We start from the raw sequence: 14,700 nt of genomic DNA, 5'->3' as shown, positions 1-14,700 counted from the left end.
ACTCAAAAGTACTACTTAATCAAGAAGAAGTAGTACTTAATCGAATCAGAGCGCTAGGTTAACGCGGTGGGGACTGATCGGCACGAGGAGATGCTCGACGAGCTCGGCGCGGCCATCGCGAGCGGCAAGCTGGCGCCGGGCGCGGTGTTGCGCTCGGAGGAATTGCAGGAGCGGTACGGGACTTCGCGGACCGTGGCCCGCGAGGTCGTTCGGGTCCTCGAGACGATGGGGTTGACCAGCAGCCGCCGCCGCGTCGGGGTCACCGTCCGCGAGCCGGCCGAGTGGAACCACTATGACCCGAGGCTGATCCGCTGGCAGCTCGACGGCGCCGACCGGCCGGCCGCGCTGCGCACGCTGACCGAACTGCGCTCGGCCGTCGAACCCTGCGCCGCCCGGTTCGCCGCGATCCGGGCGACCCCGGAGGAACGCGGGCGGCTGCGCGCGCTGGCGGTGCATCTCCAGCGCACGGCGCGGGCTCGCGACCTCGACACCTTCCTCGGCCACGACGTCGCATTCCACGATCTGCTGCTGTCCGCGTCGCGGAATCCGATGTTCGCGCAGCTGTCCTCAGTGGTCGCCGAAGTGCTCGCCGGCCGCACCGGACACGGCCTGATGCCGGACGAACCGCAGCCCGAGGCGGTCGCGCTGCACGTCGAGGTGGCGGAGGCGATCGACCTCGCCGACCCGGTGCGCGCCGAACGCGCGATGCGCGACATCGTCGAGCAGGCACGCGAGGAAATCGCCGCCGCGGTGTCGAGTAATCTCGGCGGCTGAATCGTCCACGTTCGGGGGGCTACAGGTGAGCGCGGCGCGCGCGATCGGCTTGATTCTCGGTTTGGCCGCAGACGGAGCACTCGGCGACCCGCGGCGACGGCCGCCGGTGACCGCCTTCCGCCAGGTAGTCGCCGCCACCGGTTCCCGTCGCGCTGCCGGTCTCGGAATCGCTGGCGCGGCCGTCGCGGCCGGCGTGCTGGTCGAGCGCACCGGCCGCCGCAGCCCGGTGCTGCAGGCGACGGCGACGGCAGTGGCGACTTGGGCGGTTGTCGGCGCTGCCGGGCTGGCGACGCAGGGGACCGAGCTGGCTCGCGATCTCGAAGAGGGCCGGCTCGAACCGGCGCGCGACACACTGTCCGAACTGGACCCGCGCGTCACCGATGGGCTTGGGACGATCGGGCTTTCCCGTGCGTCCGTGGAAACTTTGGCGGAGAACACGTCCGAAGTGGTCGTGACGCCGCTGCTGTGGGGCGCGGTCGCGGGCGTGCCCGGACTGCTCGCGGCGCGGACGATCGGGCTGCTGCGGCGGCTCCTTCCCGGGCACTGGGCGATCGACCGGCTCGATGAACTCGTCCACCTCCTGCCGACCCGGGTGGCCGCCGCGCTGACTGTTGTGGGCGCGCCGGTTGTCGGCGGTTCGGCGGGTGGCGCGTGGCGGGCTTGGCGGCGCGACACGATCGCGCACCCGAGCCCGAATGCCGGGCGCGTTGAGGCGGCTTTCGCTGGGGCGCTGGAGATTCGGGTCGGCGGGCGGACCGAGTATCCGCAGGGCGTGGTGGAGTTGCCGGTGCTCGGGGTGGGCCGGAATCCGGACGCCGGACACGTCACGCGCGCGGTGGAACTGTCCCGAGTGGTCGGTTGGCTGGCCGCCGGGACGTCCGTGGTCGTGGCGGTGCTGACCGGATTGCGTCGCCGAAACCCCTGAGCCGTCAGGGTTTCAGGTGGGCGATGGCCGCAGCGTCGTTGAAACCGTCCCGTTCGGACAGTCGCGCCCCGATCCGCTGCCGGTCTTCGGATTTCTTGTTCCCGCCGTACTTGAACTTTGCCCGCACCTCGGTCACGGTCAGCTCGATGCCGCGGATCCCGGGCAGCAGCCGCCGGTCCGGAGCGTCCACAGCGGACACCGGAGTGCGCTTGCCGTCCGGTTCGAAGTGCGCCAGCTGGTGGTTCAGCAGCGCGGCCTTCTCCGCCGGATCGTCGACGAGCCGGACGTCGCAGGCCAGCTGCACGCTCGCGTAGTACGACGTGGGCACTCCCAGTGCGGGATCGTCGGCGGTGTTCCAGTCCGAGCGGATGTACGTGTAATCGCCGGTCACCGTCAGCAAGGCGCGCGGGTGTTCCTCCAGCAGCGGCCACACCGGGTTCGGCCGGGCGAGGTGCAGGCGGACGGTCGCGTCGCCGTCGAAGGCGAAGTGCGTCGGCACCACCACCGGGAGATCACGGCCGCGGCCGCCGGCGACCAGTTCGCCGAAGTCGTGTCCGGCGAGCCAGTCCCGCCATTCGTTCTCGTCCGCGGTGTCCCAGGGGTGGATCAGCATGTCGCCAGTATCAGCGCCGCGAGTGGCCTGGGCAAAGAGCCATTTTTCTGGAGAACGACCAGGCCACTCAGGCGGTCGGCGTGTACTCGTCCTCGTCTTCGGCGAGCATCTCGGCCACGGACTTGCGCCGTCCCCGCTGCGGCCGTTCGGTCGTCAGCGCGCCGCCCGGACGCAGCTCGCGGATCGTGAAGTACAGCCAGCCCAGCAACGCCATCGTGCCGAATGCCAGCCACTGCAGCGCGTACGAGAAGAACGGCCCCGACTCCAGCTGCGGCAGCGGCAGCGGGCTGAGCACACCCGGCTGATTCTGGTCGAGCTGGAAGTACCCGGGCCGGATGGTGAGGCCAGACGACTTCGCGACCACACGCGAGTCGACGGTGTAGCTCTGCAGCTTCCCGTTCGTCGAGGCGTCGGCGAACGCGTCGCGGTTCTTCGGGTCTGTCTCGTCGCTTCGCACGCGCGCGACGACCGTGACCTGCCCGCCCGGCGCTGCCGCGTACGGGAGCACGCCGGAGTCGCTGCTGAGCCCGACGTAACCGCGGTCGATCAGGTACACAGTGCCGTCAGTAGCGCGAAGTGGCGTGAGGACCTCGTACGCGCCTTGGCCCTGAACAGTGCGCAGCCGCGCGACGACTTCCGCCGAAGGCAGGTACGTGCCGGTGATGGACACGCGGTGCCACTCGGTGTTCTTGTCCGGCTTCGTCCCGGGCGGCAGCAGCTGCGCCGCGGGCGCGGGCTTCGCGGTGAACGACGTGGTCAGCGCGTTGTTCTGGGTGACCTGCTCGCCGTCGCGGCGGAACTGCCACGGGGCCAGCAACGTGTAACAGCAGATGGCGAAGGTGAACACCACCACTGTCAACGCCAGCCATCCCGGCCGGAGCAGAAACCGCAACCGCACCCCTCTACGGTAGGCCGTCGCGTTCCGTGCGCGCACCCGGACCGGACGTCACGCCTGTTCGCGGACCCAGTCCAGCAGTCCCGGCACGCTCCGCTCGATCATCCCGAGCACGTCCTCGAAGCCGTCGTCGCCGCCGTAATACGGGTCCGGCACCTCGGCACCCTCCGGAGCGGACGGGTCGAAGGAGCGCAGCAGCCGCACCCGGGAAGGGTCTTCGACGCGGGACTGCAGGAAGCCCAGGTGACTCTCGTCCGCCGCGAGCAGCAGATCGGCTTCGAGGTCTTCGTCGCTGACCTCGGCCGCGATGTGCTCAGTGGGGTAACCGTGCGCCTTCAACGTGGCGCGCGCCCGCCGGTCGGCCGCCTCCCCGACATGCCACGGTCCAGTTCCCGCGCTGGAGACGCGCACGGCGTCGGTGAGGCCCGCGTCGGCGAGCTTCTTGCGGAAGACGAGCTCCGCCATGGGGGAGCGGCAGATGTTCCCTGAGCACACAAACACCATGGAAGGCATGGTCGGAAGTCTCCCAGAGCGATCGTGCGAGGATCCCCAGGTGCCTGCATTAGCCGAGATCATCGCTGTCCTCGAACGCAGTTACCCGCCCCGGCTGGCGGAAAGCTGGGACGCGGTCGGGCTCGTCTGCGGAGACCCGGCCGAGGACGTCGCGCGCGTGTTGTTCTGCGTCGACCCGGTCGAGGAGACGCTCGCCGAAGCCGAGGAAATCGGTGCGCAGCTGATCGTCGCGCACCATCCGCTGCTGCTGCGCGGCGTGCACGGCGTCCCCGCCGACACTGCCAAGGGCTCGCTCGTGCACCGCATGATCCGCGGCGGCATCGCGCTCTACTGCGCGCACACCAACGCCGACTCGGCTGACCCCGGCGTGTCCGACGCGCTCGCGGAGGCCATCGGCCTGCAGGTCGACCGGCCGCTCGACCCGCACGAACCGGGCGGTGCCACTGGGATCGGCCGGATCGGCCACCTGCCTGAGGCGGAGCCGTTCGCGCAATTCGTCCAGCGGGTCGCCGACGCGTTGCCGGCCGCCGTGCCCGGCGTGCTCGGTGCGGGCGAAGCAGACCGGCCGATCCGTACCGTCGCGGTGTCCGGCGGCGCGGGCGACTCCTATCTCGCGAAGGCGACGGCTGAGGGCGTCGACGCGTACGTGACCGCGGATCTGCGCCACCATCCCGCCGGCGAACACCTCGCCGCGGCGGGAACCGTGCCCGCGCTGGTCGGCTTGACGCACTGGGCCAGCGAGTGGCCGTGGTGCGGACAGGCCTCGGCCCTTGTCGGCGCGGCCTTTGCGGGTACCGTCGAAGCTCACGTCTCCACGCGGTGCACCGACCCGTGGACCATCCGCGCTACCGCCCAGTAACTAAATCAGGGAGCACAGTGAAGGCCGACCCCGCCGTCCAGCGTCAGCTGCTCGAACTCGCGAAGGTGGACGCCGAGCTTTCGCGCGTCGCGCACCGCCGCCGCACCTTGCCCGAGCTCGCCGAGATCGAGGCCGGGGAGAAGACCGTCCGGGAGAAACGCGACGCGCTCGTGTCCGTCGAGACCGCGACGTCGGACCTCGACCGGGAGATCGCCCGGCAGGAGAAAGAGGTCGAATCGGTGCGGGCGCGCGAGGACCGCGACCGCAAACTGATGGAATCCGGGTCGGTCGGGGCCAAGCAGATGACCGACATCGAGCACGAACTGCAGACGCTCGGCCGCCGCAAGGGCGCGCTCGAGGACGACCTGCTGGAGCTGATGGAGCAGCGCGAGGCACTGGGCCTGGACGCGCAGCGCACCAGCGCCGAGGTCGACAAGGCGCAGCAGGCGGTCGAGGCCGCCGCCGGCCGCCGCGACGAGGCGTTCAAGGACCTCGACACCACCGAGGCCCGCCGCAAGGAAGACCGCGCGAAGCTGCTGCCGCGCTTCCCGGAGCCGCTGCTCAAGCTGTACACCCGCGTCTACGACCACAAGGGCATCGGCGCGGCGCTGCTGCGGGCCCGCCGGTGCGGTGCCTGCCAGCTCGAACTCGACCGCAACACCATCTCCGAGATCAAGGCCGCGGCCGAGGACAGCGTCGTGCAGTGCGACAACTGCGGCGCGATCCTGGTCCGCACGCTGGAGTCGGGCCTGTGACCGAACGGGCGATCGTCGAGGCCGACGGCGGCTCCCGGGGCAACCCGGGCCCGGCGGGCTACGGCGCGGTCGTGAAAGACGCGGCCACCGGCGAAGTCCTCGCCGAACGCCACGAATACCTCGGCATCGCCACGAACAACGTCGCGGAGTACTCCGGGCTCGTCGCCGGGCTCGCCGCGGCGGCCGAACTCGGAGCGTCCATTGTGGACGTCCGGATGGATTCGAAGCTCGTGGTCGAGCAGATGTCCGGGCGGTGGAAGATCAAGCACGCCGCGCTGCAGCCGCTGGCCGCGCAGGCGCGCGAGATCGCGGCGGGTTTCGACCGCGTCGGTTACACCTGGATCCCGCGCGCGGAGAACTCGCACGCGGACCGGCTCGCGAACGTCGCGATGGACAGCGCCGGTTCCGGCGCGACCTCGCCCGCCCCGGTCGCCGAAACGCGGCCGAAGGCCAAGGTTTCCGAGCCCGACCGGGTGTCCCCGGCGGGCTGGACCGGAGCCCGCGGCACGCCCACCAAACTGCTCCTGCTGCGCCACGGACAGACCGAGATGTCGGTCGACCGCCGCTACTCCGGGCGCGGCGACGTCCCGCTCACCGAGCACGGCCGGGGCCAGGCCGCCGCGGCGGCCAAACGGCTGGCCGCGATGCCGGGGCTGATCGGCGAGGACGGCGAACCGGCCCCGATCGTCTCGTCGCCGCTGATCCGCACGAAGCAGACCGCGCAGGCGGTCGCCGACGCGCTCGGCGGCCGGGTCGAAACGCACCCCGGCCTCATCGAGACCGACTTCGGCGAATGGGAGGGCCTCACCTTCGGCGAGGCCGCGCAACGGGATCCGGAACTGCACCGCTGCTGGCTGAGCGATTCGTCCTGCCCGCCGCCCGGCGGCGAGAGCTTCGACGCGGTCCACGAGCGGGTCGGCAAGGCGCGGCGCGACCTCATCGAGCAGTACGACGGGCGCACGGTGCTCGTGGTCAGCCACGTGACGCCGATCAAGACCCTGCTGCGGATGGGGCTCGACGCCGGGCCGTCGCTGCTGTTCCGGCTGCACCTCGACCTGGCGTCGCTCTCGATCGTCGAGTTCTATCCGGACGGCAACGCCTCGGTCCGGTTGGTGAACGACATCTCGCATCTGTCCTGACCAGGACATCTGTGACGTGGATCACGGTCAGGGATGACGTGTGAAACGCCCTGAATGAGGTATTGGCTAGAGTGCGGTGTCGACCGCGGCGCCGCGGCGCTGGTCCCGGCCGGGACTTCAAGGGGGGCGCAGGCTCGTGCGTTTCTTCGGCAGCATCCGCAAGTGGAAACAGTGACGAGGACATGACGGCTAGCGCACTCACCGCAGTATCCGAGCCCGACCTGCCGGGGGAGGAGACGACCGACCCGCCGGCGCGGTTCAAGCTCAGCTGGCTGGCGTCGACGCTGGCGGTGCTGGCCGGCGTGGCCGCGGTCGCTTGGCACGCGACCCGCTACGGGCACTGGATCGTCGACGACGCGGCCATCACGTTCTCCTACTCGCGCAGCGTCGCCGACGGGCTCGGCCCGGTGCTGGCCCCCGGCCAGCCGCCGGTGGAAGGCTTCTCCGATCCGACGTGGATGATCCTGCTCGCGCTGGGCAAAGTCGCCGGCCTCTTCGACAAGGGCCTGCTGTTCGGCATCCCGGACTACGTGCTGTTCCCCAAGCTGCTCGGCCTGTTCTTCGCCGCGGGCATCCTGGTGCTGTGCCACCTGGTGGCCCGGCAGGTGTTCCGCAGGCACGCGTGGGCGATCACGCTGGCCACCGGCCTCGGGCTGGCGGCGATCCCGTCGTTCGTGATCTGGGTGGTCTCCGGCCTCGAGAACTCGCTGTTCGCGTTCTTCACCACCGCGTTGGCGGCGCTGCTGTTCACCGCGCTGCGCAAGGAAAACTCGCTGTCGTTCAAGGTCGCGATCGGCGCCGGCGTGCTCGTCGCGGCCGCCGCGCTGACCCGGCCGGAAGGCCTGATCTACGCCAGCGCGTACCCGATCGTCCTGCTGTTCGGCGTGAAGCGCGAGGGTTTCTGGCCCAGCTTCCGGTCCGCGCTGGTGTCCATCGCGGCGTTCGCCGTGCTGTTCGGCGGCTACGTCGTGTGGCGCTACACGGAGTTTCACCGGCTGCTGGCCAACCCGTCGGTCGCCAAGAAGCAGGGGCTGCCCACCTTCGCGTCGATCATCCGGCCGAACCAGCTGGTGGAGTACGTCGGCATCGCGCTGACGCTCGTGCTGGTCGCGGTGGTCGTGTGGGCGCTGGTCAAGGCTCCGTGGCGGCGTCCGCTGATCGGGCTGGTCACGCCGCTTGTGCTCGGTGTCATCGCGTACGGCGTGATGGTTCCGGACTGGATGGCGCAGTACCGCTTCGCGACCCCAGTGTGGGTGCTCGGCACGCTGTGCGGAGTCATGGCGTTCGCCGAACTGCTGCGTTCGCTGGCGAAGGTGCAGTGGCGCGCGGTCGCGGCGCTCGTGCTCGTGGCCGCCTCGGTGCCGTCGGCGATCGGCTTCGTGAACCAGTCCGACGAGTTCATCAAGAGCCCCACCGTCCCGGCGTGCCTGATCGCGGACCGGTTCGGCCGCGGCTTCAACACCTACGCGGACATGCTCGGCCTGCAGCAGGCGTCGCTGCTGCTGCCGGACCTCGGCGGCTCGTCGATGACCAGCAGGCTCGAACTGGTCGACATGGCCGGCCTGGTCAACGCGCCGATCGCGGACCTCACGCACAAGGAAGACCTGGTCGGCCTGCGCAACTACGTATTCGACACGGTGAAGCCGACCTTCATTCACTCGTGGGGTCCGTGGGCGGACGGCAACGAGATCAGCATCGACCCGCGCATCGACCGCGACTACGTGCCGATCCTGGTGTACCCCGGCCCTGGCAAACGCCAAGGCGACTTCGTCCGCAAGGACGCCGTGACTGATCCGGCGAAGCTTGCCGCGGTTCAGCACTATGCGCAGGTGACGATGATGAACGTGGAGGCGCAGCGGTTCGGGGATGGTCTGGATGATTGTGGCCCGACGTTGTCGCGGGGGAGCACGATCGCGCCGCGCGGCTAAAGCGCCAGCCACAATGCGCACGTCGCCGCCACCAACGACAGCGGTGTCGTGAGCGCACCTAGCCGCAGGAATTCGCCCACCGGCGGATGCTGTCCGTGCCGTACCACGACACGGCGCCACAGGAGCGTCGCGAGCGAGCCGAGGTACGTCGCGTTCGGGCCGATGTTCACGCCCAGCAACACGGCGAGCAGCACGCCCTGATTCGGGTGCGGGCCCAGGACGGACAGCAGGATCAGCGTCGCGGGCAGGTTGTTGACGACGTTCGCCAGCACCGCCGCGATCGCTGCGGCCAGGAGCAGTTCGGGCAGCCCGGCCGTGGTCGGCAGGATCGCCCGCAGCAGCCCGCCGAGGACGTGTTCGTCGACCGCTTCCACCACCACGGCGAGGGCGAGCACGAAGAGGATCAGCAGCGGGGAAGCTTCGGTGATCACCTGCCAAGGCCGGATCTTCCGCTCTGCCAAGGCTTTAACGGCCAGGACAAGCGCGGTGAGCGCGGCGATCCAGACCGGTTCGACGTGCACCAGCGGTCCGGTCGCGAATCCGGCCAGCATCACCGCCAGCACGACGAGGGTGAAGACCGGCGCTTCGCGGTGTTCGGGTCGGCGGGTGCTGACCGGTTCGCGGAGGTCGTGCCGGAAGAACCAGGTGAACGCGGCGAGTTCGACGGCCAGCGTGACCAGCCAGGGCAACGCCATCAGTGCGGTGAAACCGGCGAAGGTCAGGCCGGACGCGGAGAAGGCGAGCAGGTTCGTCAGGTTGGAGACGGGAAAGAGCGTGGACGCCGAGTTGGCTAGGTGCGCGCACGCGTAGACATGCGGGCGTGCGGTGAGTTTCAGTTCCGCTGCGGTGGCGAGGACGACCGGGGTCAGCAGGACGACGGTGGCGTCGAGGCTGAGCACCGCCGTGACGATCGCCGCGGCGGCGAAGGTGAGCAGCAGGAGCCGAGGTTGCCGTCCGCGGCAGATCTCGGCGAGTTCGGCGCCTAGCCAGGTGAATACTCCTTCGGCCGCGGCGAGGTGGCTGACCAGCAGGATCGCTGCGAGAAAGCCCATCGTCGGCAGCATCTGGACGACTCGCTCGCCTGCTTCGTGCGGGGAAGTCAGGCCGAGCGCGAGGACGACACCGGCGGCGGGGACCGCGAAGACCGCTTCGGGGAGGCCGCGCGGGCGCGCCATGGCGAACCAGAGCGTTCCGGCGAGAAGGACCAGGGACAGGGCACCGTTCACGCCCGAACGCTAGCCTCCGCGTGAGGTCAGATCCCCGCCGGTTCCGGGACTCCCGCGCCGCGTTCCAGCACCCGCTCCTTCTCGCGGATGACCGGCAGCACCGCCCGGCCGAAGTGCTCGACGTCCTCCAGATAGTGCAAAAACCCGAGCAGCAACAGGTTCGCGCCGCGCTTTTTGTACTCGATCGCCCGGTCCGCGATGTGTTCCGGGGTGCCGATCAATCCGGTCCGGAATCCGTCGTTGTACTGCACGAGGTCCGCGAACTCCGAATCCGCCCACATGCCCTTGGTGTCCGAAGTGGACTTCCCGGCCTGCGCGACCGCCGAGCGGAATCCTTCGACGGCGGGCACGTTCGCCTTCGCCACGATCTCCCGCAGCACCTCGCGCGCCTCGGCTTCGGTTTCGCGGGCGATCACGAAACCGTTGAGCCCGAAGCGCACCGCGTGGTCGTTCTCGGCGGCGTACCCGCGCACCTCGTCGACCTGCTCGCTGAAACCGGCGAAATCCTTGCCATTGCTGAAATACCAGTCCGAAACGCTGCCGGCCAGCTTGCGTGCCGCGGTGGAGTTGCCGCCCTGGAAGACCTCCGGATGCGGCCGCCGCGGACCGGCGACCGGTTTGGGTTTGATGTCGAAATCGTGGATGCGGTAGAAATCGCCGCCGAACTCGGCGTGGTCGTCGGTCCACAATTGCTTGAGCACGCGGATGAACTCCTCCGAGCGGCGGTAGCGCTCGTCGTGTTCGAGCCACGGTTCGCCGAGGCCGGTGAACTCGTCTTTGAACCAGCCGCTGACCACGTTCACCGCGGCCCGGCCGCCGGAGATGACGTCCGCGCTGGCGATGAACTTCGCGAGCACGCCGGGCTGCCACAGTCCAGGGTGGACAGCCGCGATGACCTTCAGCCGCTGCGTCGCGAGCAGCAGCGCCAGGCTGAACCCGGTGGATTCGTGCTGGTAGGCGGCACCGTAGCTGGCGGTGTAGCGGACCTGGGTGAGCGCGTACTCGAAGCCGTTGTTCTCGGCCAGCACCGCCAGGTCGCGGTTGTACTCGTAGCCCCAATCGGTGCGCTGTTCGATGTCGCTGGTGACCAGGCCGCCGCTCACATTCGGGACCCAGTAAGCGAATTTCAAGGGTTCGGACAGTTCAGGTGCGGACATGGCGGGAGTGAAACAGCGGCCGGGCGCGGAGGCAAAGGGCGTCCACGCGATGGAATGTGCCAGCCCGTGCCGGGGGCCGCGCCGTCTCCCGGGTACGCTGCTCCGGCGGACGAGTTGGCAGGACGGTCGCGGCCCGGGTTCTCCCGGTCCGAGGAAAGTCCGGACTCCGCAGGGCAGGGTGGTTGCTAACGGCAACCCGGGGCGACCCGCGGGACAGTGCCACAGAAAACAGACCGCCCCCGTCTCGGCGGGGGTAAGGGTGAAACGGTGGTGTAAGAGACCACCAGCATCCCGGGTGACCGGGATGGCTCGGTAAACCCCACCCGGAGCAAGGCCAAGAGGGAGTTCGCTCCTGCGCAGGCGATCGAGGGCGGCCCGCCCGATGCCTGCGGGTAGGCCGCTGGAGCCTGCCGGCGACGGCAGGCCGAGATGGATGACCGTCGCCCGGTCCGCCGCGAGGCGGCCCGGGAACAGGATCCGGCTTACATGCCAGCTCGTCCGCCCGATCGCTACGATCGGGCGCATGGGTCAAGCCGTCGCCGCCGCCGTCGCCTTCCGGACCACCTTCGACGCTCTGCACGCCCCCGTCTACTTCGCGCCAGAGACCCAGCAACGGCTCGCCGCCGTCGGGCTCAAACCAGGGTCGATGACCTACTTCGCCAGCCGCGCCGCGGCGATGGGCGCGGTCGGGCCGGGCACGGTCACCGCCACCTTCTACAGCTTCAGCCCCAGCCTCATCGCGCACTTCGTCCCGCGCGTCTGGACGCTCGCCACCCCGGAGACCGTCCTGGAGGCCAGGGTCGCCGCGGTCGACGAGATCTACCGCCGGCTGTTCGGCGACGAGACGCTCGCGTCCGCGGAGGTCGCCGAAGCGGCGGCGCTCGCGCGCGAAGCCACCGAAGGCTGTCGTCCGGAAGGACGCCCGCTTTACGCCGCCCACGCTGACCTGGCGTGGCCCGAACAACCGCACCTCGCGCTCTGGCACGCGATCACCCTGCTGCGCGAGCACCGCGGAGACGGCCACGTCGCGGCGTTGACCACGAATGGACTGCACGGCCTCGACGCGCTGGTCACGCACAGCGCGACCAAGAACGGAACCCCGCCGGACACCGCCAAACGCACCCGCGGTTGGAGCGACGAGGAATGGGACGAGGCCGCTGCCAGGCTGGTCGTCGACGGAATCCTCGACGCCGAAGGCGCGCTCACCGAGCAGGGGCTGGAGCTGCGCGAGCGCGTCGAGACGGCGACGAACACGGCGGCGAACGGTCCGTGGCGGCACCTCGGCGAGGAGAAGACGGCTCGGCTGGAGGAGCTGTGCGCTCCGCTCAGCCGCCGGGTGATCGAAGCCGGCGCGATCCCGGGCGCCGCGTTCCGGGCCTGATCCGCGAGACGGTCGGGAACTGCCCGGGATCACGCTTTGTAGTGAACAAATGCGCACATCGGACGTGATGGTGACCGTTATCGCATCAGAGAGTGATCAATTCCGGATTGTTTTCTACACCGGTTGTCACTCACCGGACTCGCGGCGGAACGCCGATCGGGGCATGCCACACTGGTGCCTGCCCGACACGCCGGTCCGGGGCGCACTGAGAGTGAGCGCCGCACGTTTTGCGGAGCCGCACCGCCGGAACACTGCGCAATCCGGGTGGCTTGGGTTATTCCGGAGCACCCTTGCCACGATGATGGAGGGCGAGGAATCCTGACCACCGGACCGCAGCACCCGCCCGTTAACCACAAGTCGACATCTACGCAGCGCGCTTTGACCATTACCCCTTGTAACGCCATGATGGTGTTCGTAGCTTCGCCGAAGCCAGAACAGCGCGGCGCCAACCGTGCACCGGGAGTATCGCGATGACCAGCATGACCGCCCTCGAGACGTTCGTGGCCGAAGGGCTCGGCACCAGCAACGTCCGCACCTGGCTGCTCGACAACGTCATCCCGCTCGTGCTGCTGGCGGTGGCGTTGCTGCTGCTGTGGCTCGGCGGCGGCAAGGGCGACAACGCGGGAGTCATGCGACGGCTCGCCGGCGTGGTCATCGCGCTCGCGATCATCGGACTCGCGGTCAGCGGGGCGGGCGTCAACGTGGGCCAGTGGATCGCCGGCCTCTTCACCGGCTGAGGCGGAGCAGGCGTGCGGATCAGGACCGATGACGAGGTGTACCGGGTCGATGCCGTCTGGCTCGGCCCGCCGAAAGCGACTTTTCCCTGGCGAGCCCGATACGTGGCATGGCTCGTCGGCATTCCGGTCTTCCTGGTCGTGCTCACCGTGGAGCGGTGGGTCGGCTGGAGTTTCGGGTTCTTTTCCACGGCGTGGGCGTTCGTGGCCACGATCGTGATCACCAGGCTGATCACCGCCAAGATCAGTCACGAGCGCCCGCTGGGCGCGGTGATCGCGATGATGGGCCAGGAACTGCGCGCGCCGCGCGAACGGTCCTCGGGCACGGGCGGCGCGGCGAGCGCCAGCCGGGTCCGGGTGCGGGCGGAGCGCCCGCTGCCGAAGCACAAGAGAAGGCGGCAGTACCAGCACCGCGACCCCCGTCGCGGTGCTGGCGCGAGTGCCGGGAAACAGGGAGCACCACGAGCGCGCCGGAGCCGCCCCGCGGCTCGGGCCGGGAGGTAGTCGTTGTTCGGTCGCGGCGGAAGCCGAGGGAAACGGGAGCAAGACGTCCCTGCCGGCGCGTGGAACGCGCCACCGCAGGGCCGTCCGCCGTCCGGCGGCAAGAACTCCGGCGGCAAGGGCCGCCGGCTGCCCGGTGAGCAGGCGATACCGGCGTACACGCCGTCGATCGCCGCGCGCAGCATCGACGGCCACCTGCTGCGGACCGGGTACGAGGTGTACGCCTGGTACCGGCTCGCGCCGCAGCGCTGGTCGTTCCGTTCCGATTCGCAGCGCCGCGACTTGATCGCGGCCATCGCGGGCCAGTACGCCGAACTGCAGGGCCGCTGGCTGCACCTGCGCGTAACGAACCGGCCGTACCCGATCCGGATGTGGGCCGAGGCGCACGTGCACAACGCGGTCGGCAGGCCGGGCGACGTGCCGGGCGCGCTGTCGTTCGACGACTACCTGATCGGCGAGCAGCAGCAGCTGATGGGCCGCTCGATGGCGGAAAAAGAGGTCTATCTCGGCGTCCAGGTGCAGACCCGGCGCATGGTGGACCGCGCGGTCGAACGCGCCGCGCCGGTGCTGCGCCGGATCCTGCCCGAGGCGGTCGACGCCGAACTGGCCGCGCTCGACTCCGAGATCGAGCACCTCGACCAGGTCATCGGCAGCGCCGGGCTGGAGGGCCGCCCGGTGCACGCCGAGGAGATGTCCTGGCTGATGCACCGCTCGTGCTCCCTCGGCCTGCCCGCGCCGCGGAACATGCCCGCGGTGCCGGGCGCGGCGTGGGAGCCCGAGGACCTCGCCAGCTTCACCGACGCGGCTGATTTCCACGCCGACCCGTACGCGCCCACGGTCACCGTGCGCGGCCGAACCGGGTCGAACGCCGGGGTGTCGCGGCATCTCGCGGTGCTCACCGTCGGGCAGATGCACGGGCTGCAGATCCCCGAGGTCGACGACCCGTGGATCCAGCACGCGGACCGGCTGCCCGCGGCGGTCGAGGTGTCCGCGCGGATCTACGTGCGGCGTCCGGAAGAGGTGTCCGGCGAACTGCAGCGGCAGATGAACAAGGTCCGCTCGCAGGTCAAGCACTACACCGACGAGCACGAACTGGAACCGCCGCAGTCGCTGGCCCGGCAAGCCGGCCGGGTGCTGGAGATCGACGACGAGATGACGTCGGGCTTCACCGCGCTCGCCACGCGCGTGCGGTCCTGGTGGCGGCTCGCGGTATCCGGCCCGACCGAGCGCGACGCGCTGCGGCTGGCCCAGCAGTTGCTCGACCTGTACAAGCCGAAGATCGCCATCGAGCACCCGGAAG

The 14,700-nt window shown here is 69.9% G+C and carries 14 protein-coding genes, 1 other RNA gene and 1 pseudogene; 11 read left to right on the top strand and 5 right to left on the bottom strand.

Annotation, left to right across the window (positions count from 1 at the left end; all coding sequences use genetic code 11):
- Window positions 1–90 precede the first annotated feature (90 nt).
- Window positions 91–774 (top strand): FadR/GntR family transcriptional regulator, encoded by a 684-nt coding sequence (locus ACWDNU_RS33470; protein WP_449671825.1) that lies wholly within the window; start codon window positions 91–93, stop codon window positions 772–774.
- Between the two features lie 25 nt (window positions 775–799).
- The gene (locus ACWDNU_RS33465; RefSeq protein ID WP_370940201.1) at window positions 800–1,699 is read left to right on the top strand and encodes a cobalamin biosynthesis protein CobD/CbiB; all 900 of its coding nucleotides are present in this window, start codon (window positions 800–802) and stop codon (window positions 1,697–1,699) included.
- Between the two features lie 4 nt (window positions 1,700–1,703).
- Here ACWDNU_RS33465 and ACWDNU_RS33460 read toward each other — a convergent pair whose 3' ends face one another.
- The 3 genes from ACWDNU_RS33460 to ACWDNU_RS33450 form a co-directional block, all read right to left on the bottom strand.
- Window positions 1,704–2,312, bottom strand: a complete 609-nt coding sequence (locus tag ACWDNU_RS33460) for an FMN-binding negative transcriptional regulator (RefSeq protein ID WP_370940200.1) — start codon at window positions 2,310–2,312, stop codon at window positions 1,704–1,706.
- Between the two features lie 67 nt (window positions 2,313–2,379).
- Window positions 2,380–3,210, bottom strand: a complete 831-nt coding sequence (locus ACWDNU_RS33455) for an SURF1 family cytochrome oxidase biogenesis protein (RefSeq protein ID WP_449671811.1) — start codon at window positions 3,208–3,210, stop codon at window positions 2,380–2,382.
- A gap of 48 nt (window positions 3,211–3,258) precedes the next feature.
- Window positions 3,259–3,720 (bottom strand): low molecular weight protein-tyrosine-phosphatase, encoded by a 462-nt coding sequence (locus tag ACWDNU_RS33450; protein WP_370940198.1) that lies wholly within the window; start codon window positions 3,718–3,720, stop codon window positions 3,259–3,261.
- Window positions 3,721–3,760: 40 nt separating this feature from the next.
- Between ACWDNU_RS33450 and ACWDNU_RS33445 the strand changes: the two genes are divergently transcribed.
- The 4 genes from ACWDNU_RS33445 (at window position 3,761) to ACWDNU_RS33430 (ending at window position 8,401) form a co-directional block, all read left to right on the top strand.
- Window positions 3,761–4,579, top strand: a complete 819-nt coding sequence (locus ACWDNU_RS33445) for a Nif3-like dinuclear metal center hexameric protein (RefSeq protein ID WP_449671810.1) — start codon at window positions 3,761–3,763, stop codon at window positions 4,577–4,579.
- 17 nt (window positions 4,580–4,596) lie between these two features.
- Window positions 4,597–5,334 (top strand): zinc ribbon domain-containing protein, encoded by a 738-nt coding sequence (locus ACWDNU_RS33440; RefSeq protein WP_370940196.1) that lies wholly within the window; start codon window positions 4,597–4,599, stop codon window positions 5,332–5,334.
- Window positions 5,331–6,473: a bifunctional RNase H/acid phosphatase gene (locus tag ACWDNU_RS33435; protein WP_449671809.1), complete on the top strand. Its 1,143-nt coding sequence runs from the start codon at window positions 5,331–5,333 to the stop codon at window positions 6,471–6,473. The genes ACWDNU_RS33440 and ACWDNU_RS33435 overlap by 4 nt, the downstream gene beginning before the upstream one ends.
- A 182-nt stretch (window positions 6,474–6,655) precedes the next feature.
- A complete protein-coding gene (locus tag ACWDNU_RS33430; RefSeq protein ID WP_449671808.1) occupies window positions 6,656–8,401 on the top strand; it encodes a hypothetical protein in 1,746 nt (581 codons plus the stop codon).
- On the opposite strand, the gene ACWDNU_RS33425 is transcribed toward ACWDNU_RS33430, so the two are convergent.
- Window positions 8,398–9,576 (bottom strand): SLC13 family permease, encoded by a 1,179-nt coding sequence (locus ACWDNU_RS33425; protein ID WP_449671824.1) that lies wholly within the window; start codon window positions 9,574–9,576, stop codon window positions 8,398–8,400. The two genes, ACWDNU_RS33430 and ACWDNU_RS33425, sit on opposite strands and share 4 nt — an antisense overlap.
- A gap of 77 nt (window positions 9,577–9,653) precedes the next feature.
- Window positions 9,654–10,784 (bottom strand): dimethylsulfone monooxygenase SfnG, encoded by a 1,131-nt coding sequence (gene sfnG, locus ACWDNU_RS33420; protein WP_449671807.1) that lies wholly within the window; start codon window positions 10,782–10,784, stop codon window positions 9,654–9,656.
- Window positions 10,785–10,894: 110 nt separating this feature from the next.
- Here sfnG and rnpB point away from each other — a divergent pair.
- The 5 genes and pseudogenes from rnpB to ACWDNU_RS33395 form a co-directional block, all read left to right on the top strand.
- An RNA gene (gene rnpB, locus ACWDNU_RS33415) (RNase P RNA component class A) lies at window positions 10,895–11,285 on the top strand.
- A gap of 22 nt (window positions 11,286–11,307) precedes the next feature.
- Window positions 11,308–12,165, top strand: coding sequence for an SCO6745 family protein (locus ACWDNU_RS33410; protein ID WP_449671806.1), 858 nt, complete (start codon window positions 11,308–11,310; stop codon window positions 12,163–12,165).
- 470 nt (window positions 12,166–12,635) lie between these two features.
- Window positions 12,636–12,902, top strand: coding sequence for a hypothetical protein (locus ACWDNU_RS33405; RefSeq protein WP_344288458.1), 267 nt, complete (start codon window positions 12,636–12,638; stop codon window positions 12,900–12,902).
- Window positions 12,903–12,914: 12 nt separating this feature from the next.
- Window positions 12,915–13,403: a hypothetical protein gene (locus tag ACWDNU_RS33400; protein ID WP_370940190.1), complete on the top strand. Its 489-nt coding sequence runs from the start codon at window positions 12,915–12,917 to the stop codon at window positions 13,401–13,403.
- A 3-nt stretch (window positions 13,404–13,406) separates the two neighbouring features.
- Window positions 13,407–14,700: pseudogene (locus ACWDNU_RS33395) on the top strand (ATP-binding protein); the annotation flags it as partial.

The organism is Amycolatopsis sp. NPDC003676, assembly GCF_053587275.1.
This window is presented reverse-complemented; position numbering and strand designations above follow the sequence as displayed.